Here is a 22,683-nt window from a genome sequence, read left to right as displayed (position 1 = left end):
ACGTAACGATGATCAGGGGGAAGGATGATTCAGCTTTCGCAATCGGAGCAGGTCGTATGGGATGCCTTTTTTATAGCCATCACGACACAGATACTGCAGATGGACGATGGTCGCGGTGCGGAAGACATCGCCGAACGCGCCGCGCATATAGCTGACGAAATGTTTCTGGAGCGGCGCGAGCGCAGCGTCGAACGTCGCGCTGCTCCCGTGGATTGGCTGGGGCCTGCTTAATAGGCGTACCTGAGCAGCGCGTGAGAGGTGCCGGTAAACGCAATAAACGCGAGCACCGCGCCACACACGGGCAAGATCAACCACCAGACTCTCGGCGGCATTGCTGGTAATAGGCTGCGCTGCTGGCTGAAGTGCAGGCTGAAGGCACAGACCGTCATCGCCAACAGGGTGCCGGCCAGGATGTCCGTCGGCCAGTGCGCTCCCAGGTACACCCGGGAAATCGCAATGGTCGCTGCAGGAATGCAGCCGAGCACCAGCCAGGTCAGGCGCAGGCGGGTCGGTTGACCACGGCCGGCCAGCACCGCCAACGCCAGGAAGAATGCAAACGAGCCGGATGCATGGCCGCTGGGCATGCTGAAACTGGTGAGCGGATCGGTCAGCACTTCGGGGCGCATCCGCGCAAAAAACAGTTTGGTGCCGGTATTGATCAGCGCAGCGCCCAGCAGGGTGGCGCCGACAAAGATTGCCTGGCGCCATTGCCGCGCCACGACCAGCAGGCCGGTCAATACGGCACTGGCCACAAACATCTTCTTGAACTCGCCGAGCTGGGTCACCATCACCATGGCTCTATCGATCGCCGGGCCGCGGTGTTCCTGCACCAGCGCCATCAAGCCCTGGTCAAAGTCGTTCAGGTAGTGATAGCCGATAAACAACGCAATCAGCAGTGTGCCGCCGATGCAGCCAATCCACAGGGTGGCGCGCCGGTGGCCGCGCAGGCTGGTGTTGAGGCTCACGCCGATCAGCACCACCAGGCAGGCGGCGACAATCCCGGCTTCTGGCCAGAAGCCCTCGGGCAATGGCAGACGGAAGGCCGCGCCGGTGGCCCAACCCGGCAGCAGATACGCCACCGACCATCCCGCGCCGGCCAGCAGGCTCACGGCAACAAAGCGTGGGAAGGGCATGTCACACATGCCCGCGACCATCGGCAACATCGGCCGCAGCGGACCAATGAAGCGTCCTACCAGCAGGCTCGCGATGCCGTACTTGTGGAAGTAAGCCTCAGCGCCGCTCATCCATTCAGGGTGATGCCGCAGGCCGGGCAGGCGCCGGATGTTCTGGTGGAAATGGCGACCGAGGAAGTAGGAAGCAACATCACCCAGCATGCCGCCGAGGAAGCCCAGCAACAGGGTTTCCCCCAGGGACAGTGCGCCGCTGCCGGCCAGCGCGGCGATGGCAAACAGCAACACCGTGCCCGGTACGATCAGGCCGGCAATGGCCAGGCACTCCACGCACGCCACGATAAATACCGCCACGGCGAGCCATTGCGGGTTTAGGGTCAGCCAGCCGGTAATGCCATCGAGCCATGGGCCCATACAATCAAACTCCCTTTGTGAATATTGCCCCCTCTGTAGGAGCGAGCTTGCTCGCGAAGGTCGTTAACGCTAACGCGGGCTATCTGGTTTAGCGCGGCGCTCTCGGGTTCTTCGCGAGCAAGCTCGCTCCTACAGGGGGCTAGCGTTTCAAATCAAAAAATAGTCGCGGCCTTCGACCTGGCCCCGGCGCAGCGGGTTCCGTGTGCAATACGGCGCATAACCGGCATCCACGAAGCGGTACATCAGGTGTTCATCGCGCCCGCCGGGGATGCCCAGTCGGGTGGTCTGGATAATCTGCGCCGGCGTAAGCCCCACGTCTTCCACGTAGAGCAACTCCTGGTCAAAGCGTTTGGCATCCCACATCGGCACCTTCAAACCCAGCGCCTTGCACAGCAAGGTCTGGCCGGCACACAGCTTTTGCGAGGGGCGCGGCTTGCCGCTGGCGTCCGGGTTGTTCAGCAGCATCTGCGCCAGGCTGGCCGGGCCGGACACTTCGTCGACCCACGGATAGGCCGATTTGATCAACACCGCATTGCCTGGGCCATGGGCGCTGAAGTTCAGCGAATCGCCGCCACGGGCGTAGTACATATAGATGTGGCCGCCATCCAGAAACAAAGCCTTACGCTTTTCTGTGTAGCCAAGGGACGCGTGGCTGCCTTTTTCGGCGAGGTAATAGGCTTCGGTTTCGATAATTCGCGCCGACAGCCACAAATCACCGACACGGTGGCGAATGACTTTTCCCAGCAATTCGCGCGCGAGCAGTTGCGCGTCACGGTCGAAAAAGCCGTCGGGCAGGGCATTGGCGGGGATCAATGGCGAAAAACTGGACATGGCGATCAAAGGTAATACGGCTAAATGTGACAGGATGATAACAACTCCAGCCTTAATTCCCGCTGAACGTCGGGTTTTTACAGCTCATTTCGACCATCCGCCCCTCACCGCTGTCCGTGGGACGGCGTCACAGCTATAATCTGCCGCTTTCCTCTTTGCCAAGACCCCACCAGACCATGACTGAGTCCGTTCTTGACTACATGACCCGCCTGGGTCGCGCTGCCCGTCAGGCCTCGCGGTTGATCGCCCGTGCGAGCACGGCGCAGAAGAACCGCGCCTTGCTGGCGGCTGCCGACGCTCTGGATGCTTCGCGCTCCGAGCTGACCGCCGCCAACGAGCAAGACCTGGCCAACGGCCGGGCAAATGGTCTGGAGCCTGCCTTGCTGGATCGCCTGGCGCTGACGCCGGAACGCATCGACGACATGATCGAAGGTTTGCGTCAGGTGGCCAAGCTGCCTGACCCCATCGGTGAAATCCGCGACATGCGCTACCTGCCATCGGGTATCCAGGTGGGCAAGATGCGCGTGCCCCTGGGCGTGATCGGCATCATCTATGAGTCGCGCCCGAACGTGACCATCGACGCCGCGAGCCTGTGCCTCAAGTCCGGCAACGCCACCATCCTGCGGGGCGGTTCCGAGGCCATCAATTCCAATCGTGCCATCGCCGCGTGCATTCAGCAGGGCCTGGCCGTGGCCGAACTGCCGGCCGAAGTGGTGCAAGTGGTCGAGACCACTGACCGCGCTGCCGTTGGTGCGCTGATCACCATGCCTGAATTCGTCGACGTGATCGTGCCGCGTGGTGGCAAGAGCCTGATCGAGCGCGTGAGCCGTGATGCCAAGGTGCCGGTCATCAAGCACCTGGACGGCGTCTGCCACGTGTTCATCGACGTCGCCGCCGACCTCGACAAGGCGATCCGCATCGCCGACAACGCCAAGACCCACCGCTACGCCCCGTGCAACACCATGGAAACCCTGTTGGTGCACGCCGGCATTGCCGATCGCGTGCTGCCGCCGCTGGCTGCCATCTACCGTGACAAGGGCGTTGAACTGCGTGGCTGCGAGCGTACCCGGGCGATCCTCGGCAGCGACGTGATCGAAGCCACCGAGCAAGACTGGTACACCGAATACACGGCGCCGATCCTGTCGATCCGCATCGTCGACGACCTGGACCAGGCCATCGAACACATCAACCAATACGGCTCCAAGCACACCGACGCCATCGTCACCGAGCATTTCAGCGACGCCCGGCGTTTCCTCAACGAAGTGGATTCCGCTTCGGTGATGGTCAACGCCTCGACGCGTTTTGCCGACGGCTTCGAGTATGGCCTGGGGGCGGAGATCGGTATTTCCACCGACAAGCTCCACGCACGCGGCCCGGTTGGTCTGGAAGGGCTGACCAGCGAGAAGTACGTGGTGTTCGGTGACGGTCATGTGCGCACTTGATGGGTAAACGCATCGGGCTGCTCGGCGGCACCTTCGACCCCGTGCACATCGGCCATTTGCGCAGTGCACTAGAAGTCGCGGACGCCCTCGGGCTGGATGAGCTGCGCCTGGCACCGAATGCCCGGCCGCCCCATCGCGACACGCCGCAGGTGTCTGCGCAGCAGCGCCTGGAGATGGTCCGCCTGGCGGTGGCCGGCATCGCACCGCTGGTGGTGGACGACCGCGAACTCAAACGCGACAAACCGTCCTACACTGTCGACACCCTGGAACTGATGCGGGCCGAGTTGGCCGCGGATGACCAGTTATTTCTACTTTTGGGCTGGGACGCGTTTTGCGGCCTGCCCACTTGGCACCGCTGGGAAGAGTTGCTCCAGCATTGCCACATCCTGGTGCTGCAACGCCCGGATGCCGACGCAGAATCGCCGGATGCCTTGCGCAACCTGCTGGCAGCGCGGTCGGTAAGTGACCCTTTGGCCCTGACCGGGCCGAGCGGGAATATTGCATTCGTCTGGCAAACCCCGCTTGCGGTGTCTGCCACCCAGATCCGTCAACTGCTGGCCAGCGGGAAGTCGGTACGTTTCCTGGTGCCTGACGCGGTCCTGGCCTACATCGATGCGCACGGGCTTTACCGTGCGTCGAACTGAAAAGGCGCGCTTGAACGCACGAACATTCGTGCAGCGAGCGCCCGAACATACGAGCAAAACGAGTTTTATATGACGAACAAAGACGTAAGCAAAGTTAAGCGCAAAGGCACGTTCAAGAGCGCTCCTCTGCCAGTAGAAGCCCACACCGGCCCTGAGCTGGCCGGCGAAGAGCTGGTCAAGGTTGCCGTGGCTGCCCTGGAAGACGTGAAGGCCCAGGACATTCAAGTCCTGGACGTGCGCGACAAGCAGAGCATCACCGACTTCATGATCATCGCCACCGGTACCTCCAACCGCCAGATCGGCGCGATGCTGGACAAGGTTCGCGAAGCGGTCAAAGCCCAGGGCGTCAAGCCATTGGGTGAAGAAGGCAAGGGCGACAGCGACTGGGTACTGTTGGACATGGACGACGTGATCGTTCACATGATGACCAGCAACGCCCGTCAGTTCTACGACCTGGAGCGTCTGTGGAAAGGCGCCGAGCAGAGCCGTGCCGCTGATGGCAAGCACCACAGCCCTGAAGTTGGCCACGCGCACTTCGACAAGCTCAACAAAGACCAGGAATAAGGAACGGCTGTGCGCCTGCGTCTGATCGCTGTCGGTTCACGCATGCCCAAGTGGGTGGAAGAAGGCTGGCATGAATATGCCAAGCGCCTGCCATCCGAATTGGCGCTGGAACTGGTGGAAATACCGCTCAATACCCGGGGCAAAAATGCCGACGTGGCCCGCTTTATCCGTCAGGAAGGCGAAGCCATGCTGGCCAAGGTCGGGCCCAACGAGCGGATCGTGACCCTCGAAGTGCACGGCAAGCCCTGGAGCACCGAGCAGTTGGCGGTGGAGCTGGATCGCTGGCGCCTGGATTCGCGCACGGTCAACTTCATGGTCGGCGGCCCCGAGGGGCTGGCGCCGGAAGTGTGCGCGCGGGCGGACCAGCGCTGGTCGCTGTCGCCCCTGACACTGCCGCACCCGTTGGTAAGAATCCTGATCGGTGAACAGCTGTATCGCGCCTGGACAGTTCTGTCCGGGCACCCTTACCACAAATAATCTGCGCCCTGCCTGATGACCCAGCCGATCCGCATCAAGGACCACGAGAAAGACGCACGTCTTGTACGCGCGCGGGTGGTGTTTGGCGCGATTTTGGTGGTGGTACTGCTGGGGGTGCTGATTGCGCGCCTGTATTTCCTGCAGGTAATCCAGTACGACTATCACTCCACGCTGTCGGAAAACAACCGGGTGCACGTGCAGCCGATTCCTCCGACCCGTGGGCTGATTTTCGACCGCAATGGCGTGGTGGTCGCGGATAACCGGCCCAGCTTCAGCCTGAGCATGACCCGCGAACGTTCCGGCGACTGGCAGCAGATCCTTGATGTGATCGTCGAGGTGCTGCAACTGACGCCGGAAGACCGGGTGATCTTCGAGAAACGCATGAAGCAGGGGCGCCGGCCGTTTGAGCCGGTGCCGATCCTGTTCGAGCTGACCGAAGAGCAGATCGCCCGGATCGCGGTGAACCAGTTCCGGCTGCCGGGTGTGGAAGTGGTGGCGCAGCTGGTGCGGCACTACCCGCAAGGGGCGCACTTCGCGCATTCGGTCGGCTACATGGGCCGGATCAACGAGAAAGAGCTGAAGACCCTCGACCCGGTCAACTACAGCGGCACCCACCATATCGGCAAGACCGGCATCGAGCGTTTCTACGAGCCGGAACTGCACGGCCAGGTGGGTTACGAGGAAGTCGAGACCAACGCCCGAGGCCGCGTGCTGCGGGTGCTCAAGCGCACCGACCCGGTGCCCGGCAAGGACATCGTGCTGAGCCTGGACATCAAGTTGCAGGAAGCGGCGGAGATGGCCCTGGGCGGTCGCCGTGGCGCCGTGGTGGCGCTGGATCCGAGCACGGGCGAAGTGCTGGCGATGGTCAGCCAGCCCAGCTTTGACCCGAACCTGTTTGTCACCGGGATCAGCTTCAAGGCCTACGCCGAGCTGCGCGATTCCATTGACCGGCCGCTGTTCAACCGCGTGCTGCGCGGCCTGTATCCACCGGGCTCGACCATCAAGCCGGCGGTGGCGATTGCCGGCCTTGACTCGGGCGTGGTCACAGCGTCGAGCCGCGTGTTCGACCCCGGCTACTACATGCTGCCCAACTACGATCACAAATACCGTAACTGGAACCGCACCGGCGACGGATTTGTGGACCTGGACACGGCGATCATGCGTTCCAACGACACCTACTTCTATGACCTGGCCCACAAGCTGGGGATTGATCGGCTCTCGGCCTACATGGGCAAGTTCGGCCTCGGTCAGAAAGTCTCCCTGGACATGTTCGAAGAATCGCCGGGCCTGATGCCGTCCCGCGAGTGGAAGCGAGCAACCCGCAGGCAGGCGTGGTTCCCGGGCGAAACCCTGATCCTGGGGATCGGCCAGGGCTATATGCAGGCCACGCCGCTGCAACTGGCCCAGGCGACCGCGCTGGTGGCCAACAAGGGTGTGTGGAACCGTCCGCACCTGGCCAAGACCATCGAGGGCGAACGCCCGGTGGATGAAAACCCGATTCCCGACATTGTGCTGCGCGACCCGTCCGACTGGGCCAAGGTCAACCACGGCATGCAGCAAGTGATGCACGGCGCCCGGGGCACCGCGCGTAAAGCGGCTGCCGGCGCGCAATACCGGATTGCCGGCAAGAGCGGTACCGCCCAGGTGGTCGCGATCAAGCAGGGCGAGAAATACGACCGTTCCAAAGTTCAGGAGCGCCACCGTGACCACGCCTTGTTCGTCGGCTTTGCCCCGGCCGACAACCCGAAAATCGTCGTGGCAGTGATGGTCGAGAACGGCGAGTCCGGTTCCGGTGTGGCCGCTCCGGTGGTGCGTCAAATCATGGATGCCTGGCTGTTGACCGAAGACGGCAAGCTCAAGCCTGAATATGGCGGCACCCCTTCAAGCGTGGAGGCTACGGCCCGTGAAGAGTAATTTTGATCGCATCCTCTCCAGCGAGGATGTGATGCGCCGTCGCGCCACCTTGCTGCAGCGCATGCACATTGATGGCCCGTTGCTGATCCTGCTGCTGACCCTGGCGGCCGGCAGTCTGTTTGTTTTGTATTCGGCCAGTGGCAAAAACTGGGACCTGCTGATCAAGCAAGCGTCCTCGTTTGGCCTGGGCCTGTTGTCGATGGTGGTGATCGCCCAGCTGGAGCCGCGCTTCATGGCGCGCTGGGTGCCGCTGGGTTATGTCGCCGGTGTGTTGCTGCTGGTGGTGGTGGATGTCATGGGCCACAACGCCATGGGGGCGACCCGCTGGATCAACATCCCGGGGGTGATTCGCTTCCAGCCGTCGGAATTCATGAAGATCCTGATGCCGGCGACCATCGCCTGGTACCTGTCAAAACGTACATTGCCGCCCCAGCTCAAGCACGTGGGCATCAGCCTGATATTGATTGGCGTGCCGTTTATCCTGATCGTGCGCCAGCCCGACCTCGGCACCTCGTTGCTGATCCTCGCGGGCGGCGCGTTCGTGCTGTTCATGGGTGGCTTGCGCTGGCGCTGGATCCTCAGCGTGCTGGCCGCCGCCGTGCCGGTGGCCGTGGCCATGTGGTTCTTCTTCATGCACGACTATCAGAAGCAGCGAATCCTCACGTTCCTCGACCCGGAGAGCGATCCGCTGGGCACCGGCTGGAACATCATCCAGTCCAAGGCCGCCATCGGTTCCGGCGGTGTGTTCGGCAAGGGTTGGCTGTTGGGCACCCAGTCGCACCTGGACTTTTTGCCGGAAAGCCACACCGACTTTATTATCGCGGTGATGGGCGAGGAGTTCGGCCTGGTGGGCATCTGCGCACTGTTGCTGATTTACTTGCTGCTGATCGGCCGCGGCCTGGTGATTACCGCCCAGGCGCAAACGCTGTTCGGCAAATTGCTCGCCGGCAGCCTCACCATGACGTTTTTTGTTTACGTTTTCGTCAACATCGGTATGGTCAGTGGCCTGTTGCCGGTGGTTGGGGTGCCGTTGCCGTTCATTAGCTACGGCGGAACTTCGCTGGTGACATTGATGTCAGCGTTTGGGGTTTTGATGTCGATCCATACCCATCGTAAGTGGATCGCACAGGTTTGAATAAGGTGAAGATGTCAATGCAAGTAATGCGCGGCTGGGCGGCTCGGCACGTGTCCTGGATGGGCCTGTTGGGCCTGCTGGGAGCCGCTGTGCAGGAAGCGCAGGCCGGCGACTACGACGGCTCGCCCCAGGTCGCCGAATTTGTCGGTGAGATGACCCGTGACTATGGTTTCGCCGGTGAGCAACTGATGGGCGTGTTCCGCGAGGCCCAGCGCAAGCAGGCAATCCTCGACGCCATTTCCCGGCCCGCCGAACGCGTGAAGCAGTGGAAGGAATATCGCCCGATGTTCCTGACCGACGCCCGCGTGGCGCGTGGCGTGGACTTCTGGCGCCAGCACGAAGCCGTGCTGGCGCGCGCCGAGCAGGAATACGGGGTGCCGGCCCAAGTGATCGTGGCCATCATCGGCATCGAAACCTTTTACGGCCGCAACACCGGCAGCTACCGGGTGATCGACGCCTTGTCGACCCTGGGCTTCGATTACCCGCCGCGCGCCGAATTCTTCCGCAAGGAACTGCGCGAGTTCCTGTTGTTGGCCCGTGAAGAGCAGGTCGACCCGTTGACTCTCAAGGGCTCCTACGCCGGGGCCATGGGCTTGCCGCAGTTCATGCCGAGCAGCTTTCGTGCCTATGCCGTGGACTTTGACGGCGACGGCCATATCAATATCTGGAGCAACCCCGATGATGCTATCGGCAGTGTTGCCAGCTACTTCAAGCGTCATGGATGGGTAGCCGGCGAGCCGGTGGTGATCCGCGCCGATGTCACCGGTGATCGCGCCGACGAAGGCCTGACCCAAGGTATCGAGCCCGTCAAGACGGTGGGGGAGTTGCGGGCGCTGGGCTGGTCGAGTCAGAATGCGCCACGCGATGATATGCCGGTGACGGCGTTCCGCCTCGAAGGCGAGAACGGCCCGGAATATTGGATGGGCCTGAAGAATTTCTACGCAATCACGCGTTATAACCGCAGTGTGATGTACGCCATGGCCGTGCATCAGCTGTCAGACATGCTGGTCCAAGCACGGGGCGTCAAGTAATGCCGGTATCACCGATGTACAAACCCCTGAAGCTGGTGGCTTACGCCGCATTGTCGTTATTGGTGGTCAGTTGCTCTACCAGCCGTGCACCGGTGCAAAAAGCCGGTGGCACCGCGGTCCGCTCCCAACCGGGGCTGGACATCAACCGCGCCCATAAAGACGGCGCGCCGTGGTGGGATGTGGATGTGTCGAAGATCCCGGATGCTACGCCGACCCTGCACACCGGCCCTTACAAGGCCAACCCCTACACCGTGTTGGGTAAAAACTACTTCCCGCTGCAAGAATCGAAGACTTACGTGCAATCGGGTACGGCGTCCTGGTACGGGACCAAGTTCCATGGCCAGAACACCGCCAACGGCGAAGTGTATGACCTCTACGGCATGAGCGCGGCGCACAAGACCCTGCCGCTGCCTAGCTATGTACGCGTGACCAACCTGGACAACAACCGCACGGTGATCCTGCGGGTCAATGACCGTGGGCCGTTCTATTCGGACCGGATCATCGACTTGTCCTACGCTGCCGCGAAGAAACTCGGGTATGCCGAAATCGGTACGGCACGCGTGAAGGTTGAAGGTATCGACCCGGCCCAGTACTGGGCCCAGCGTGGCAAGCCGGCGCCGTTGATGCTTAACGAGCCGCAAACCCAGCAACCGCAAGTGACCGCGTCGACAGGCAAGATCGAACAGTGGACGCCGCCGCCGGCGCAACATGCTCCGGACACGGTCGTCGTACCGCGTGCAGCTCCGGGGGCTTCTACCGTGGGCGGGCAGTACTTGCAAGTCGGCGCTTTCGCCAACCCCGACGCGGCAGAGCTGTTAAGGTCCAAGCTCAGCGGGATGGTCAACGCGCCGGTCTTTATCAGCTCTATTGTGCGTAACCAGCAGACCCTGCACCGTGTGCGCATGGGCCCTATCGGCTCGCCGAGCGAGGTTGCGCAAGTGCAGAACAGCGTGCGCCTGGCCAACCTGGGGCAACCCAGCGTGGTCACCGCCGAATAAGCGATACAAAGGATTGATGGTTCAGGCTCGCATGCGGGTTTGAACCCTGGTTGTTGGCTCGTTGAACAATAAAAACCCAGGGGCAAGGGGTGGGCGTACAACCGAACACGCGACAGTCTGGCGACGGGCTGTCTGAATAGTTTTGCCCGCGAGGGCAAGTTTCCATAAGCAATTTCGAGAGACGGATGAACATCACCACCTTAGCCAAACGCACGTGCCTGCTTCTTTCGCTGATCATCACCCCGGCCGCCTGGGCGGTTGAAATGGTGCCGGCTTCCCCGCAACTGGCTGCCAAGGCCTGGGTCCTCATGGATGCCGCCAGCGGCAACGTGCTGGTGGAGAACAACGGTGACCAGCGCCTGCCCCCAGCCAGCCTGACCAAGCTGATGACCGCCTACATCGCGACCCTGGAAATCCGTCGCGGCCAGATCGGTGAAAACGATCCAGTGACCGTCAGCGAAAACGCCTGGCGCACCGGCGGTTCGCGGATGTTCATCAAGGTCGGTTCGCAGGTGACTGTCAGCGACCTGCTGCACGGCATCATCATCCAGTCCGGTAACGACGCCAGCGTAGCCCTGGCCGAGCACATCGCCGGCAGCGAAGACGCGTTCGCCGACATGATGAACAAAACCGTGGCCGACCTGGGCATGACCAACAGCCACTTCATGAACCCGACCGGCCTGCCGAACCCGGAGCACTACTCGTCGGCTCACGACATGGCGATCCTGGCGCGCGCGATCATTCGTGTCGACCCGGTGCACTACGCGATCTACTCCCAGAAAGAGTTCTTCTGGAACAACATCAAGCAGCCTAACCGCAACCTGTTGCTGTGGCGTGACAAGACCGTCGATGGTCTGAAAACCGGCCACACCGAAGAAGCTGGCTACTGCATGGTGTCGTCCGCTGTCCGTGACGGCCAGCGCCTGATTGCCGTGGTGTTCGGTACCAACAGCGAGCAGGCCCGTGCGGCCGAGACGCAGAAGCTGCTGACCTATGGCTTCCGTTTCTTCGAAACCCAGACCTTCTATCAGAAAGGCACCGAGCTGGCTCAAGCCCCTGTATGGAAAGGCGCAACCCATCAAGTCAAGGCCGGCCTGGCTGAAGACCTGACCCTGACCATGCCTAAAGGCCAGCTCAAGAAGCTGGTTGCCAGCATGACCATGAACCCGCAACTGGTCGCACCGATCGCCAAGGGCGATGTCATCGGTAAAGTCGAAGTGAAGCTGGACGACAAAGTGGTGCACAGCGCCGACCTGATCGCTCTGGACGCCGTCGACGAAGGTGGTATCTTCCGACGCGTGTGGGATAGCATCCGTCTATTCTTCTACGGCTTGTTCAACTGATAGTGTGCACCTGCAAAGCCCCGCGTTGATCTGACGCGGGGCTTTGCCGTCGCCACGGCTTACCGCTTACGAGGCTGTTCTGCCATGACCGATAAAGAAGTACAGGCGCCAAAGATCGAGTTCCCTCAAAAGGACTATCCGATCAAAGTGATCAGCGATACTGGCGTGGGCCGCAAAGACGCGGTGATTGCAATCGTGTTGAAGCACGCCGAGATCAATCTTGATAAGACCATTGATCGTCAAAGCAGCACAGGCAAGTACACCACGACCCAGCTGTATATCCTGGCGACCGATCAAGACCAGCTCTACAACATCAACAGCGAACTGCGGGCTACCGGCTTCGTGCACATGGTGTTGTGATGTCACAGACCCTGGGCTTTCGCGAGCTCGGCCAAATGGCATACGAGCCGGTGTGGCACGCCATGCAGCGGTTCACCAACGAGCGCGGCACTGAAGCCCCGGATGAGATCTGGCTGGTCGAACACCCGCCGGTTTTCACTCAGGGCCAGGCCGGCAAGGCCGAGCATTTGCTGCTGCCGGGAGAAATCCCGGTGGTGCAGGTCGACCGCGGCGGGCAGGTGACTTACCATGGCCCAGGCCAATTGGTGGCTTATCTGTTGCTGGACGTGCGCAGGCTGGGTTTTGGCGTGCGGGAGTTGGTCAGTCGCATGGAGTCATGCCTGATCGAACTGTTGGCCAGCTACTGTGTGACCGCGGCGGCCAAGCCGGATGCACCGGGGGTTTACGTCGATGGCGCGAAAATCGCCTCCCTGGGCCTGCGGATTCGCCACGGCTGTTCCTTTCATGGTCTGGCCTTGAATGTGGACATGGACCTGGCGCCGTTTCGACGGATCAATCCCTGCGGTTACGCCGGTTTGGCGATGACCCAGTTGAGCGATCACGCAACACCACTAGAATTTGCCGAGGTAAGTGCCCGGCTGCGCGCGCAGCTCGTCAAACACCTCGACTATGCTGAGCAGACGACCCTAACGGGCGGAATCGACTGATTATGACTACTGATGCAGTGCAAACCATGATCCCGACGCTGGATGTTACCGAGCGCCCGGCCCCGCGTGCCAAGGTAGAAGCCGGCGTCAAGCTGCGCGGCGCCGAGAAGGTTGCACGCATCCCGGTCAAGATCATTCCGACCACCGAACTGCCGAAAAAGCCTGACTGGATTCGCGTGCGTATCCCGGTTTCGCCGGAAGTCGACCGCATCAAGGCCCTGCTGCGCAAACACAAGCTGCATAGCGTGTGCGAAGAAGCGTCCTGCCCGAACCTGGGCGAGTGCTTCTCCGGTGGCACCGCGACTTTCATGATCATGGGTGACATCTGCACCCGTCGTTGCCCGTTCTGCGACGTTGGCCACGGCCGGCCGAAGCCACTGGACGTCAACGAGCCGGAAAGCCTGGCCATCGCCATCGCCGACCTCAAACTCAAGTACGTCGTGATCACCTCGGTAGACCGTGACGACCTGCGCGACGGCGGTGCCCAGCACTTTGCCGACTGCATCCGCGAGATCCGCAAGCTGTCGCCGAACGTGATGCTCGAAACCCTGGTCCCGGACTACCGTGGCCGTATGGACGTAGCGCTGGAAATCACCGCTGCCGAGCCGCCGGATGTATTCAACCACAACCTGGAAACCGTACCGCGCCTGTACAAGGCTGCGCGTCCGGGTTCGGACTACCAGTGGTCGCTGACCCTGCTGCAGAAATTCAAGCAGATGATGCCGCACATTCCGACCAAATCCGGCCTGATGCTGGGCCTGGGCGAAACCGACGAAGAAGTGATCGAAGTCATGAAGCGCATGCGCGAACACGACATCGACATGCTGACCCTCGGCCAGTACCTGCAGCCATCCCGTAGCCACTTGCCGGTACAGCGCTTCGTGCACCCGGACGTGTTTGCCTGGTTTGCCGAAGAAGGCTACAAAATGGGCTTCAAGAACGTCGCTTCCGGCCCGCTGGTACGTTCCTCGTACCACGCCGACGAGCAGGCGAAACTGGTCAAGGCCAGCCTGGTCTCGTAAGCCGCGCCCTCACTGTAGGAGCGAGCTTGCTCGCGAAGCACTCAAGAGCACCGCGCGCATCCAGGATGCGCGCGTTATCGTTTACGACCTTCGCGAGCAAGCTCGCTCCTACAGGTTGCGGTTAAGTCATCCTCTTCTGTTTGCAACCATTGCTGTTTAGAGTGCCTTGGGCAATCCACACGAGGAGCACCATGGATGACGACTCAATTGACCACTTGTGCGGTACCTGCGCTGCGCGCCGAAGGCGTGATCGGTCTGATTGCCCCTGCCGGGCCGGCCGAGCTGGATATCGACAAGGCCACGCAATGGATGCGCGCCCGGGGCTACACACTGCGGGTGTTCCCGGGTGTAGGGGAACGTGATGGCTACCTGGCCGGCAGTGATGACGTACGCCTGAATGACCTGCATGGGGCGTTCGCCGACCCGTCCATCGACGCGATTTTTTGCCTGCGCGGCGGCTATGGCACCCCACGCCTGCTGGACCGCCTGGACTTCGACCTGCTGCGGGCCAATCCCAAGCCATTTGTCGGCTACAGCGATATCACCGCCTTGCACCTGGCGATCAACCGCTATGCCGGTTTCGTCACCTTCCACGGGCCGATGTACAACGCTGACCTGTTAGGTGAGAAGCAACAACCTACCGAGTCGTCGCTGTTCAGCATGCTGCGCGGGCAAGTGAAGGCCGGTAGCCAGTTGACCCACCCGGTGGCCTACCCATTGACCACCGTTGAGCCAGGCATCGCCTGCGGGCGCTTGCTGGGCGGTAATCTTTCGATGATCGCGGCGGTGATGGGCACGGCGTACGAGATTGATGCCGAGGACATCATTCTGTTTATCGAAGACATTAACGAGCCGCTGTACCGAATCGACCGTCTGCTCACGCATTTGCGCCTGGCCGGCAAGTTGGCTCAGGTGGCGGGTGTGGTGGTGGGGGATGTGGCTGGGGTTGATAGCCTCGCGCTTGAGCGCTTGCTGAAACAGACCTTTGAGCCGTTGTGCATTCCGGTACTGTCCGGCTGGCGCAGTGGGCACTGCAATCCGAACCTGACCTTGCCGATGGGCGCGAGGGTGCGGCTGGATGCGGGGGAGAGGCGGTTGGTGTTGGAGCAGGATGTGGTGTTTAAGGCCTGACCCTTGTATTGCCGCTGAAGGCCTCTTCGCGAGCAAGCCCGCTCCCACATTTTGACCGTGTACTTCCTGAAGGAACGCGATCGAAATGTGGGAGCGGGCTTGCTCGCGAATGCGGTAGTCGCCATACCCCGATCTATCGGCTTTGCAGCGACTCCAGCAACTTCACCGTCGGATAACCATCCGCCGGCCAGCCCAGCGACTGCTGCGCTGCACGAATCGCCTTGCGGGTGTTGGCGCCGATGATCCCGTCCGGGTTGCCGGCATCGTAACCCTGGGCGCTGAGTGCTGTTTGCAAATCAATCCGTTGTGAACGGCTCAACGGCAGCTCATCTTTCGGCCAGCTCCCACGAATCACGCCACCGCCACCGAACCGTTCCGACAGCAAACCAACCGCCAACGCATAGGACGACGAGTTGTTGTACTTGAGGATCGCGCGGAAATTATCCAGCACCAGGAACGCCGGGCCACGATAGCCGGCGGGCAGCAGCAGGGCGGCAGAAAGCTGGTCCACATTGGCCGGTACGCTGGCGCCAGGCGGCACCTGGATCCCGAGCTTCAGCCATTCGCCAACGGTCTTGCGCACGCTGCCGTCGGCCAGGGCATAATCGAAGTTCAACGGCAGTTGCTGCACCTCAAAACCCCACGGCTGGCCTTTCTGCCAGCCGGAGCTTTGCAGGTAGTGCGCGGTGGAGGCGAGGGCGTCGGCCGGGCTGTTCCAGATATCGCGGCGACCGTCGCCGTCGAAGTCCACGGCGTGGGTGTTGTAGGTGGTCGGGATGAACTGGGTCTGGCCCATGGCGCCGGCCCAGGAGCCTTTCATCTGGTCAGCCGCGATGTCGCCATGCTGGATGATTTGCAGCGCCGCCAGCAGTTGGGCGTGGGCGAACGCCGGGCGACGGCCTTCATACGCCAGGGTCGCCAGGGAGCGGATCACCGAATTGTTGCCCTGGAACTGGCCGAAGTTACTCTCCATGCCCCACACCGAGACCAGCGCCTGGCGGTCGACGCCATAACGATCTTCGATGCGTTGCAGAATGTCGGCGTATTTCACCAGCAGTGCCTGGCCATTACGTACACGCAGCGGCGACAGGGCGCCGTCGAGGTATTCCCACACCGGGCGGGAAAACTCCGGCTGGCTGCGGTCGGCACGAATCACCGCCATGTCGGGTACGACATTGGCAAAGGCCGTGTCGAAAACCTGTGGCGTGATACCGGCCTTCAGGGCTTCTACGCGAAAGCCTGCCTGCCATTCGGCAAAGGTCTGGGTCGGCTGGATATCAAGGTTGTCCACCGCCAGTGGCGCAACGACGGCAGGTGCGGCTACCGGTGCAGTCTGGAGCGGGGGCAGGGGTTGAGCATCGGCGGCGGTGGGTTTTTCCGCGCAGGCGACTAACAGAATGAGGCTGGAGGCAGCGATCAGTTGGCGAAGGTGCCAACGACGGGAAAGACTAGAGGGCATGCACAGGTCCAGGGAGTACGAATCAGGTACAGACCTTATCATGCCAGAGGGGCGCTTGCCTTCAGGCAGCCAGAAAGTAAGAAGCCTCCCAGCTATTAGACTGGAAGGCTTCGCGGCGGTAGCTGCCTTTGCCTTTGCCGGCTCGTTCCTGGCGACTGCGGAACAACGGCTGGGCGATGATGGATTTGGCCTTGTTGGGGCCATGCTTGGATGGCTTTTTGCTCATGATGGGTACTCTTTGGCGGGTTGATGATGCGGTGCGAATCATCGGCCGAAGTTTGGATTCTGTCCAGCCCAGCGAGACGTAGGACTATTCAGCAGGCAGCGCCAAGCGCTGTCCTGACATCAAAAGTGACAAACGACTCAAGCTCATCCAGGGCGATCCAGCCGCCTGGCCCTTGATCTGCGCGTCAATGCGCTGGGCCTCGAGCAGCAATTGCGCCCAGCGTTGCGCCGAGTGCCGTTGCAGGGCTTTGCTGATCAGCGGTTTGCGCTTGTCCCACACCGGTGGCCGGGCCTGGCTGAAAGCCTTGTCCAGCGGGATGCCCTGGCTGTATTGCAGGGCAATATTGGCCAGCAGGCGTAATTCCCGGGCGAGGGCCCAGAGAATCACCGGGGGCTCGACGCCTTCGCCGCGCAGCCCTTCGAGCATGCGCAAGGCGTGGGCGGGTTCGCCGTTGAGGATCGCGTCCACCAGGCCAAATACGTCAAAGCGCGCGCTGTCAGCCACGGCGCCTTGTACGGTTTCGACGGTGATCTGGCCGCCTTCAGCCATCAGCTTGAGCTTTTCGATTTCCTGGGCGGCCGCCAACAGGTTGCCTTCCACCCGCGCAGCGATCAGCTCCACCGCGTCCTGGCTGGCAGTCAGCCCGGATTGCGACAGGCGCTGACGAATCCACTGCGGCAGCTGGCTGCTGTCCACTGGCCAGATCTGTATGAACTGCGTCTGGCGGCCTTCCACCAGCGCCTTGCCCCACTTGGTCTTCTGCGCGCTGCCATCAAGCTTGGGCAGGCTGATCAGCAGCAGCGTGTCTTCGGCAGGGCGTGCGCAGTATTCCATCAATGCTGCCGCGCCTTTATCGCCGGGCTTGCCCGAAGGCAGGCGCAGTTCCAGCAGGCGTTTTTCGGCGAACAGCGACATGCTCGCCCCGGCTTGCAGCAGCGTGCCCCAGTCGAAACTGGCGTCTGCGCTGAATACCTGGCGCTCATCGAAGCCCTTTTGGCGGGCGGCGGTGCGAATCGCGTCCGCAGCCTCCTGGCACAGCAGTGGGTCATCACCGCTGACGATGTAGACGGGCGCGAGGTTGCCTTGCAGGTGCTTGGCGAGTTGGGCGGGGGCAAGTTTCATAGGCAGGGCAAACGGGGCGCCTGGGGCGCCCCGTCTGGCTTACTCGGCAGGGACTTCGACAGGCGACTGTTTAGGCTGGCTGTTTTCATACTCTTGCGCAGCTTTCAGCGCATCGGCATCTGCCTTGGCTTTGTTGTCTGCCGTTTGCTGCAGTTGATCCAGTTTTTCCGGGGTGATCTGTTGCAGGCGCAGAACCATGCGCTGCACCAGTTCACGACGCATTTCCTTGCGCACCTGGATGGTTTCGGAATCCGAACCCACCAGGTTGTTGCCGTCGTGGCTCACGACTTTCTGTACCTGGATCTTGTCGCCCATCAGCGGCAGGTTGTCATGGCCCTGGATTTCGTAGAAGAGCGTGGTGCTCAGCTCAATGTCCGAAGCACGCCCGGCACTGGCGTAGCTGAGGTTGCGCTGCTCTTCTTTTTCATCCGCCAGGTTCAGTTTGTAAGCCGCGCCTGTATAGACTTTGACGCCACTGTTTTCCAGTACCTGGCGCAGCTGTTGCACCGTTTCTCCGTAGGAGTTGCGTGCGGTGACGTCCAGTTCCTTGAGCGTCAGGTCGGTGGTGCCGGTGCCGCGCAGCTGGAAGCCGCAAGCGCTCAGTAGCACGGCAAGGCCCATAACCAGCAGATTGCGTTTGATCATTTTGATGCTCCCCTTGAAACCATGTGGGCCTTATCGAGGCCCTGGAGGTTTTGTTCGGCGCCAGGGTTATGCCCCTGCCGCCCGATCCGATTAGCTAGCGACGATATTGACCAGTTTTCCGGGCACCACGATCACTTTGCGGATCGTCAGGCCTTCGGTGAAGCGCAGCACGTTCTCATTGGCACGGGCGGCGGCTTCGACTTCTTCACGAGTGGCGCTGGCAGGCATGTCGATCTGGCCACGCAGCTTGCCGTTGACCTGAATCACCAGTTGCAGCGTGTCCTGTACCAGGGCGCTGTCATCCTGTACTGGCCAGGCGGCATCGATGACTGCACCGCTGTGGCCCAAGCGGCTCCACAGGTCGTGGCTGATGTGTGGCGTGATCGGAGCCAGCATCAGGGTGACCGTCTCGAGGCCTTCCTGTACCAGCGCGCGGTCTTGTTCGGTGGCCTGCGGGGCTTTTTCCAGCACGTTCATCAGCGTCATCACCTGGGCGATGGCAGTGTTGAATTTATGGTGCTGGCCCACGTCCTGGCTGGCGTGCTTGATGGCCAGGTGGGTGCTGCGGCGAATGGCTTTTTGCTCATCGCTCAAGGCTGCCACGTCCAGTTTGCCCGGCAAGCCCTGGCTGACATGAGCGTGCGCCAGGCGCCAGACGCGTTTGAGGAAACGGTGCGAACCCTCTACGCCGGAGTCGGACCATTCCGCGCTCATGTCGGGCGGCGAGGCGAACATCATGAACAGGCGGCAGGTGTCTGCGCCGAACTGGTCGATCATCGACTGTGGGTCGACGCCGTTGTTCTTCGACTTGGCCATCTTCTCGGTGCCGCCGATTTCCACCGGCAGGCCGTCGGAGATCAACTTGGCACTGATCACCTTGGCCTTGCTGTCACGCACCAACTCGACGTCCGCCGGGTTGAACCAGGTGTAGGCGCCATTGGCTTCGCGACGGTAGTAAGTTTCAGCAATCACCATGCCTTGGGTCAGCAGGTTCTTGAACGGCTCGTCGGAGCTCACCAGGCCTTCGTCACGCATCAGCTTGTGGAAGAAGCGCGCGTACAGCAGGTGAAGGATGGCGTGTTCGATACCGCCGATGTACTGGTCCACCGGCAACCAGTGGTCGGCTGCGGATTTTTCCACCAGGCCGCCTTCATAGTGCGGCGAGGCGTAGCGGGCGTAGTACCACGAGGACTCCACGAAGGTGTCCATGGTGTCGGTTTCACGCTTGGCCGGTGCGCCGCAGTTCGGGCAGGTGCACTCGTAGAACTCAGGCATGCGCGCCAAGGGCGAACCAGCGCCGTCCGGTACTACATCTTCCGGGAGTACGACGGGCAGTTGGTCTTCCGGCACCGGCACATCACCGCAGGTTTCGCAGTGGATGATCGGGATCGGGCAGCCCCAGTAGCGCTGGCGGCTGATGCCCCAGTCACGCAGGCGGAACTGGGTGCGCGAGGCACCGAGGTTTTTCTTGATCAGCGCGACTTCGATAGCGTCGAACGCGCCTTCGAAATCCAGGCCGTCGAACTCACCGGAATTGATCAGGGTGCCGTGCTCGCCGTAGGCGTCTTGCCACGGGGCCGGGTTGGTGTCGCCGGAACTGGTGCGCACCACGGACTTGATGGGCAGGCTGTACTTGGTGGCGAATTCGAAATCGCGCTCGTCGTGGGCCGGCACAGCCATTACCGCGCCATCGCCGTAGTGCATCAGCACGTAGTTGGCGACCCACACCGGCAGCTTCTCGCCGGTCAGCGGGTGCTCGACGAACAGCCCGGTCGGCAGGCCTTTTTTCTCTTGGGTGGCGACGTCGGCTTCGGCGACGCTGCCGCCTTTGCATTCGGCGATGAACGCCTGCAGCTCAGGGTTGTTCTGTGCAGCCTGGGTGGCCAACGGGTGTTCAGCGGCCACGGCGACGTAGGTCGCGCCCAGCAGGGTGTCCGGACGGGTAGTGAAGACTTTCAGTACGCCTTCTGCGCCGATGGAGTCGACGTTGTAGGGGAACTGCACTTCCATGCCCTTGGACTTGCCGATCCAGTTGCGCTGCATGGTCTTGACCTGCTCGGGCCAGCCCGGCAAATCGTCGAGGCTCGACAAGAGCTCATCCGCGTAGGCGGTGATCTTGAAGTAGTACATCGGGATTTCGCGCTTTTCGATCAGTGCGCCGGAGCGCCAGCCGCGGCCGTCGATCACTTGTTCGTTGGCCAGTACGGTCTGGTCCACCGGGTCCCAGTTCACGGTGCCGCTCTTCTTGTAGATCACGCCTTTTTCGAACAGGCGAGTGAACAGCCATTGTTCCCAGCGGTAGTAATCAGGCTTGCAGGTGGTCACCTCGCGGGACCAGTCCACTGCCAGGCCTAGGCTGCGCAGCTGGGTCTTCATGTAGGCGATGTTTTCGTAGGTCCATTTGGCGGGCGCTACGTTGTTCTTCATCGCGGCGTTTTCCGCCGGCATGCCGAAGGCGTCCCAACCCATGGGTTGCAGGACGTTCTTGCCCAGCATGCGCTGGTAGCGGGAAATGACGTCGCCGATGGTGTAGTTGCGCACATGCCCCATGTGTAGCTTGCCGCTGGGGTAAGGGAACATCGACAGGCAATAGAAAGTCTCCTTGCCTGGCTGTTCACTGACTTCAAAGGACTTTTGCTCATCCCAGAACGACTGGGCGGCATTTTCTATTTCACGGGGCTGATATTGTTCGTGCATGGCTACTTTTGAACTGAATAGGGGTGGCCTAATCCTCTTCGGTGCAACGTTCAGGTTGATCGACACCAAAAAGCGGCGCGTCCGTGCCCAAACCCTGCGGGAAGTGGAGTTACAGGAAGCGCCGTAGCATACATGACCCCACTCTATCGAGGGAAACCCTGATTGCGCCGCCGAGGCCGTTGGTCGCGGCGTCAGGCAGGCAGGGCCAGCAGGACTACGCTGTTTAGTGGGGAGTGAGTCTTATCTTCAATGAGGTGAGGGATGGTTGATTCGCAGCGAACTTTAACGAAACCGCAGGTGTACGAAGGACTGATCGACCGTTTGGGTCGAGCACTGGATGCAGCAAAAACCGCTGGCCGATTGTGTGATGAGCGGCCTCTGGAGTTGGAACTGCGTGGTTTGAGCCAGGCAGAGCTGGACGTAATCAAGGTGTATCTGGAGCTAAATGAGCATCGCGCGCCCCATGGCATGGCCTCCCCGCCAGCCGAGGAGTTTTCGCGCTCGGCCAAGGTGGTATGGCTCAAGGATTTCTCGGCCGGTCGCAGCCCGGAAAAACTCCGGTCCGCGCGTTTCAAGTGAAGTACCGCGTTATCTGTAGCCTTCTCAAAATCTGTTCTTGTAAAGATTGTCGCTAAACCCCGTTACACCTTAGGCTTCGGGCATCTTTGGAGATGCCCGATGCCTATTCGTTACTTCATTAAACAATTGCTGTTGCCGCCCGGCGTTCTGTTGCTGTTGCTGGCGCTTGCCTGGTGGTTTCGTCGCAGCCGGCCACGACTGGCAGCGGTGTGCTTTGCCCTGGGGTTCGGCGGGATGTGGTTGATGAGCCTGCCGGTGGCTGTGCAGTGGGGGGCAAAGGCCCTGGAGACCGAGCCGCCTTTGGCCCGGGACGAATGGGCAACCCTGGCGCAGCGGGCTGATGCCATTGTGGTGTTGGGTTCCGGGCGTGAGCGTGGGGATCCGGCCTGGGGCTCCGATCAGCCGACGGGGATCGGGCTTGAGCGCCAGCGTTACGCGGCGAGATTGGCCAAGGCTTCGGGTTTGCCGGTGCTGACCAGCGGCGGCTTGCACTACGGCACGCCGCCGAGCGAGGCGGAGTTGATGGCGGTGTCGATGCAGGATGACTTCGGTGTGAGCGTGCGCTGGAAGGAAGAGCGCAGCCGTACCACCTGGGAAAACGCTCAGATGAGCGCCGAGATTTTATTGCCGCAGGGGATCAAGCGTGTGGTCGTCGTAACCCAGGCCTGGCACATGCCGCGCTCGCGCTGGAGCTTCGAAAAGGCCGGGTTTACGGTGGTTCCGGCGCCGGTGGGATTCCTGAGCCTGGACAATGCTCGGCCACTGGGTGGCTGGATGCCGGAATTCAAGTCAATTTGGCAGAGCGGGCAGTTGCTGAATGAAGCGGTGGGGCAGGTGGGCTACCGGATGTTTTACAGGTAATACCGCAGGGC

23 protein-coding genes are annotated in these 22,683 nt (G+C 61.5%); 16 read left to right on the top strand and 7 right to left on the bottom strand.

The genetic code is table 11. The annotated features are described in order from the left end of the window. Window positions 1-24: 24 nt before the first annotated feature. Window positions 25-231, top strand: a complete 207-nt coding sequence (locus SNL23_RS15725) for a hypothetical protein (protein ID WP_076014095.1) — start codon at window positions 25-27, stop codon at window positions 229-231. Here the strand turns inward: SNL23_RS15725 and SNL23_RS15720 are convergent. Further along, entirely contained in the window at window positions 228-1,544 is a 1,317-nt protein-coding gene (locus SNL23_RS15720) for a bifunctional DedA family/phosphatase PAP2 family protein (RefSeq protein ID WP_318302703.1), read from the bottom strand. The genes SNL23_RS15725 and SNL23_RS15720 overlap by 4 nt on opposite strands. A 147-nt stretch (window positions 1,545-1,691) precedes the next feature. After that, window positions 1,692-2,375: a DNA-3-methyladenine glycosylase gene (locus tag SNL23_RS15715; RefSeq protein ID WP_318302702.1), complete on the bottom strand. Its 684-nt coding sequence runs from the start codon at window positions 2,373-2,375 to the stop codon at window positions 1,692-1,694. A gap of 176 nt (window positions 2,376-2,551) precedes the next feature. On the opposite strand from SNL23_RS15715, the gene SNL23_RS15710 reads away from it, so the two are divergent. From SNL23_RS15710 to SNL23_RS15650, 13 genes are all read left to right on the top strand, one after another. Next, window positions 2,552-3,817: a glutamate-5-semialdehyde dehydrogenase gene (locus SNL23_RS15710; RefSeq protein ID WP_076014092.1), complete on the top strand. Its 1,266-nt coding sequence runs from the start codon at window positions 2,552-2,554 to the stop codon at window positions 3,815-3,817. Continuing rightward, on the top strand, window positions 3,817-4,461 hold the full coding sequence (nadD, locus tag SNL23_RS15705; protein ID WP_003215431.1) for a nicotinate-nucleotide adenylyltransferase: 645 nt from the start codon (window positions 3,817-3,819) through the stop codon (window positions 4,459-4,461). Before SNL23_RS15710 ends, nadD begins: the two co-directional genes overlap by 1 nt. A 69-nt stretch (window positions 4,462-4,530) precedes the next feature. After that, window positions 4,531-5,025, top strand: a complete 495-nt coding sequence (gene rsfS / locus SNL23_RS15700; protein ID WP_003215432.1) for a ribosome silencing factor — start codon at window positions 4,531-4,533, stop codon at window positions 5,023-5,025. 9 nt (window positions 5,026-5,034) lie between these two features. Next, window positions 5,035-5,502, top strand: a complete 468-nt coding sequence (rlmH, locus tag SNL23_RS15695) for a 23S rRNA (pseudouridine(1915)-N(3))-methyltransferase RlmH (RefSeq protein WP_003185785.1) — start codon at window positions 5,035-5,037, stop codon at window positions 5,500-5,502. A 15-nt stretch (window positions 5,503-5,517) separates the two neighbouring features. Next, window positions 5,518-7,416, top strand: coding sequence for a penicillin-binding protein 2 (mrdA, locus tag SNL23_RS15690; protein ID WP_076014091.1), 1,899 nt, complete (start codon window positions 5,518-5,520; stop codon window positions 7,414-7,416). Between the two features lie 31 nt (window positions 7,417-7,447). Next, entirely contained in the window at window positions 7,448-8,551 is a 1,104-nt protein-coding gene (rodA, locus tag SNL23_RS15685; RefSeq protein ID WP_050543221.1) for a rod shape-determining protein RodA, read from the top strand. Window positions 8,552-8,568: 17 nt separating this feature from the next. Next, entirely contained in the window at window positions 8,569-9,582 is a 1,014-nt protein-coding gene (gene mltB / locus SNL23_RS15680) for a lytic murein transglycosylase B (RefSeq protein ID WP_063026905.1), read from the top strand. After that, window positions 9,582-10,580 (top strand): septal ring lytic transglycosylase RlpA family protein, encoded by a 999-nt coding sequence (locus SNL23_RS15675; protein WP_318302700.1) that lies wholly within the window; start codon window positions 9,582-9,584, stop codon window positions 10,578-10,580. The genes mltB and SNL23_RS15675 overlap by 1 nt, the downstream gene beginning before the upstream one ends. Window positions 10,581-10,765: 185 nt before the next feature. Beyond that, the gene (locus SNL23_RS15670) at window positions 10,766-11,923 is read left to right on the top strand and encodes a D-alanyl-D-alanine carboxypeptidase family protein (RefSeq protein ID WP_076014088.1); all 1,158 of its coding nucleotides are present in this window, start codon (window positions 10,766-10,768) and stop codon (window positions 11,921-11,923) included. Between the two features lie 84 nt (window positions 11,924-12,007). Beyond that, on the top strand, window positions 12,008-12,283 hold the full coding sequence (locus tag SNL23_RS15665) for a DUF493 domain-containing protein (protein ID WP_076014087.1): 276 nt from the start codon (window positions 12,008-12,010) through the stop codon (window positions 12,281-12,283). Beyond that, window positions 12,283-12,930: a lipoyl(octanoyl) transferase LipB gene (gene lipB / locus SNL23_RS15660; RefSeq protein WP_318302699.1), complete on the top strand. Its 648-nt coding sequence runs from the start codon at window positions 12,283-12,285 to the stop codon at window positions 12,928-12,930. The genes SNL23_RS15665 and lipB overlap by 1 nt, the downstream gene beginning before the upstream one ends. A gap of 2 nt (window positions 12,931-12,932) precedes the next feature. Continuing rightward, on the top strand, window positions 12,933-13,952 hold the full coding sequence (lipA, locus tag SNL23_RS15655) for a lipoyl synthase (protein ID WP_003215441.1): 1,020 nt from the start codon (window positions 12,933-12,935) through the stop codon (window positions 13,950-13,952). A gap of 195 nt (window positions 13,953-14,147) precedes the next feature. Then, window positions 14,148-15,083: a S66 peptidase family protein gene (locus tag SNL23_RS15650; protein ID WP_318302697.1), complete on the top strand. Its 936-nt coding sequence runs from the start codon at window positions 14,148-14,150 to the stop codon at window positions 15,081-15,083. A gap of 133 nt (window positions 15,084-15,216) precedes the next feature. Here the strand turns inward: SNL23_RS15650 and SNL23_RS15645 are convergent, their stop codons facing one another. The 5 genes from SNL23_RS15645 to leuS form a co-directional block, all read right to left on the bottom strand. Beyond that, complete coding sequence (locus SNL23_RS15645) at window positions 15,217-16,542, bottom strand: lytic murein transglycosylase (RefSeq protein ID WP_076014085.1); 1,326 nt, start codon at window positions 16,540-16,542, stop codon at window positions 15,217-15,219. Window positions 16,543-16,603: 61 nt separating this feature from the next. Continuing rightward, complete coding sequence (gene arfA / locus SNL23_RS15640) at window positions 16,604-16,768, bottom strand: alternative ribosome rescue factor ArfA (protein ID WP_003176285.1); 165 nt, start codon at window positions 16,766-16,768, stop codon at window positions 16,604-16,606. Between the two features lie 84 nt (window positions 16,769-16,852). Beyond that, complete coding sequence (gene holA, locus SNL23_RS15635) at window positions 16,853-17,890, bottom strand: DNA polymerase III subunit delta (protein ID WP_318302696.1); 1,038 nt, start codon at window positions 17,888-17,890, stop codon at window positions 16,853-16,855. Between the two features lie 39 nt (window positions 17,891-17,929). After that, window positions 17,930-18,535, bottom strand: a complete 606-nt coding sequence (locus tag SNL23_RS15630; RefSeq protein WP_076014083.1) for an LPS-assembly lipoprotein LptE — start codon at window positions 18,533-18,535, stop codon at window positions 17,930-17,932. Window positions 18,536-18,625: 90 nt separating this feature from the next. Continuing rightward, window positions 18,626-21,232, bottom strand: a complete 2,607-nt coding sequence (gene leuS / locus SNL23_RS15625; protein ID WP_318302695.1) for a leucine--tRNA ligase — start codon at window positions 21,230-21,232, stop codon at window positions 18,626-18,628. A 261-nt stretch (window positions 21,233-21,493) separates the two neighbouring features. Here leuS and SNL23_RS15620 point away from each other — a divergent pair, with 261 nt between their 5' ends. Continuing rightward, window positions 21,494-21,811 (top strand): hypothetical protein, encoded by a 318-nt coding sequence (locus SNL23_RS15620; protein ID WP_318302694.1) that lies wholly within the window; start codon window positions 21,494-21,496, stop codon window positions 21,809-21,811. A gap of 99 nt (window positions 21,812-21,910) precedes the next feature. Next, a complete protein-coding gene (locus SNL23_RS15615; RefSeq protein ID WP_318302692.1) occupies window positions 21,911-22,672 on the top strand; it encodes a YdcF family protein in 762 nt (253 codons plus the stop codon). The last annotated feature ends 11 nt before the right edge of the window (window positions 22,673-22,683 follow it).

Origin of the sequence: Pseudomonas sp. SED1, assembly GCF_034044025.1 — a bacterium.
Classification (GTDB): domain Bacteria; phylum Pseudomonadota; class Gammaproteobacteria; order Pseudomonadales; family Pseudomonadaceae; genus Aquipseudomonas.
Note: the sequence above shows the minus strand (reverse complement) of the source record. Positions and strands in the feature narration are given on the sequence as shown.

Excerpts from the sequence above, each read along its gene's own strand:
- SNL23_RS15620 (WP_318302694.1), top strand. The coding sequence starts at position 21,494 with ATGGTTGATTCGCAGCGAACTTTAACGAAACCGCAGGTGTACGAAGGA.
- nadD (WP_003215431.1), top strand. The coding sequence starts at position 3,817 with ATGGGTAAACGCATCGGGCTGCTCGGCGGCACCTTCGACCCCGTGCAC.
- SNL23_RS15630 (WP_076014083.1), bottom strand. The coding sequence starts at position 18,535 with ATGATCAAACGCAATCTGCTGGTTATGGGCCTTGCCGTGCTACTGAGC.
- SNL23_RS15615 (WP_318302692.1), top strand. The coding sequence starts at position 21,911 with ATGCCTATTCGTTACTTCATTAAACAATTGCTGTTGCCGCCCGGCGTT.
- holA (WP_318302696.1), bottom strand. The coding sequence starts at position 17,890 with ATGAAACTTGCCCCCGCCCAACTCGCCAAGCACCTGCAAGGCAACCTC.
- rodA (WP_050543221.1), top strand. The coding sequence starts at position 7,448 with ATGCGCCGTCGCGCCACCTTGCTGCAGCGCATGCACATTGATGGCCCG.
- arfA (WP_003176285.1), bottom strand. The coding sequence starts at position 16,768 with ATGAGCAAAAAGCCATCCAAGCATGGCCCCAACAAGGCCAAATCCATC.
- lipB (WP_318302699.1), top strand. The coding sequence starts at position 12,283 with ATGTCACAGACCCTGGGCTTTCGCGAGCTCGGCCAAATGGCATACGAG.
- SNL23_RS15650 (WP_318302697.1), top strand. The coding sequence starts at position 14,148 with ATGACGACTCAATTGACCACTTGTGCGGTACCTGCGCTGCGCGCCGAA.
- SNL23_RS15670 (WP_076014088.1), top strand. The coding sequence starts at position 10,766 with ATGAACATCACCACCTTAGCCAAACGCACGTGCCTGCTTCTTTCGCTG.
- SNL23_RS15715 (WP_318302702.1), bottom strand. The coding sequence starts at position 2,375 with ATGTCCAGTTTTTCGCCATTGATCCCCGCCAATGCCCTGCCCGACGGC.
- SNL23_RS15645 (WP_076014085.1), bottom strand. The coding sequence starts at position 16,542 with ATGCCCTCTAGTCTTTCCCGTCGTTGGCACCTTCGCCAACTGATCGCT.
- SNL23_RS15665 (WP_076014087.1), top strand. The coding sequence starts at position 12,008 with ATGACCGATAAAGAAGTACAGGCGCCAAAGATCGAGTTCCCTCAAAAG.
- SNL23_RS15720 (WP_318302703.1), bottom strand. The coding sequence starts at position 1,544 with ATGGGCCCATGGCTCGATGGCATTACCGGCTGGCTGACCCTAAACCCG.
- SNL23_RS15675 (WP_318302700.1), top strand. The coding sequence starts at position 9,582 with ATGCCGGTATCACCGATGTACAAACCCCTGAAGCTGGTGGCTTACGCC.
- mrdA (WP_076014091.1), top strand. The coding sequence starts at position 5,518 with ATGACCCAGCCGATCCGCATCAAGGACCACGAGAAAGACGCACGTCTT.
- SNL23_RS15725 (WP_076014095.1), top strand. The coding sequence starts at position 25 with ATGATTCAGCTTTCGCAATCGGAGCAGGTCGTATGGGATGCCTTTTTT.
- SNL23_RS15710 (WP_076014092.1), top strand. The coding sequence starts at position 2,552 with ATGACTGAGTCCGTTCTTGACTACATGACCCGCCTGGGTCGCGCTGCC.
- lipA (WP_003215441.1), top strand. The coding sequence starts at position 12,933 with ATGACTACTGATGCAGTGCAAACCATGATCCCGACGCTGGATGTTACC.
- rsfS (WP_003215432.1), top strand. The coding sequence starts at position 4,531 with ATGACGAACAAAGACGTAAGCAAAGTTAAGCGCAAAGGCACGTTCAAG.
- mltB (WP_063026905.1), top strand. The coding sequence starts at position 8,569 with ATGCAAGTAATGCGCGGCTGGGCGGCTCGGCACGTGTCCTGGATGGGC.
- leuS (WP_318302695.1), bottom strand. The coding sequence starts at position 21,232 with ATGCACGAACAATATCAGCCCCGTGAAATAGAAAATGCCGCCCAGTCG.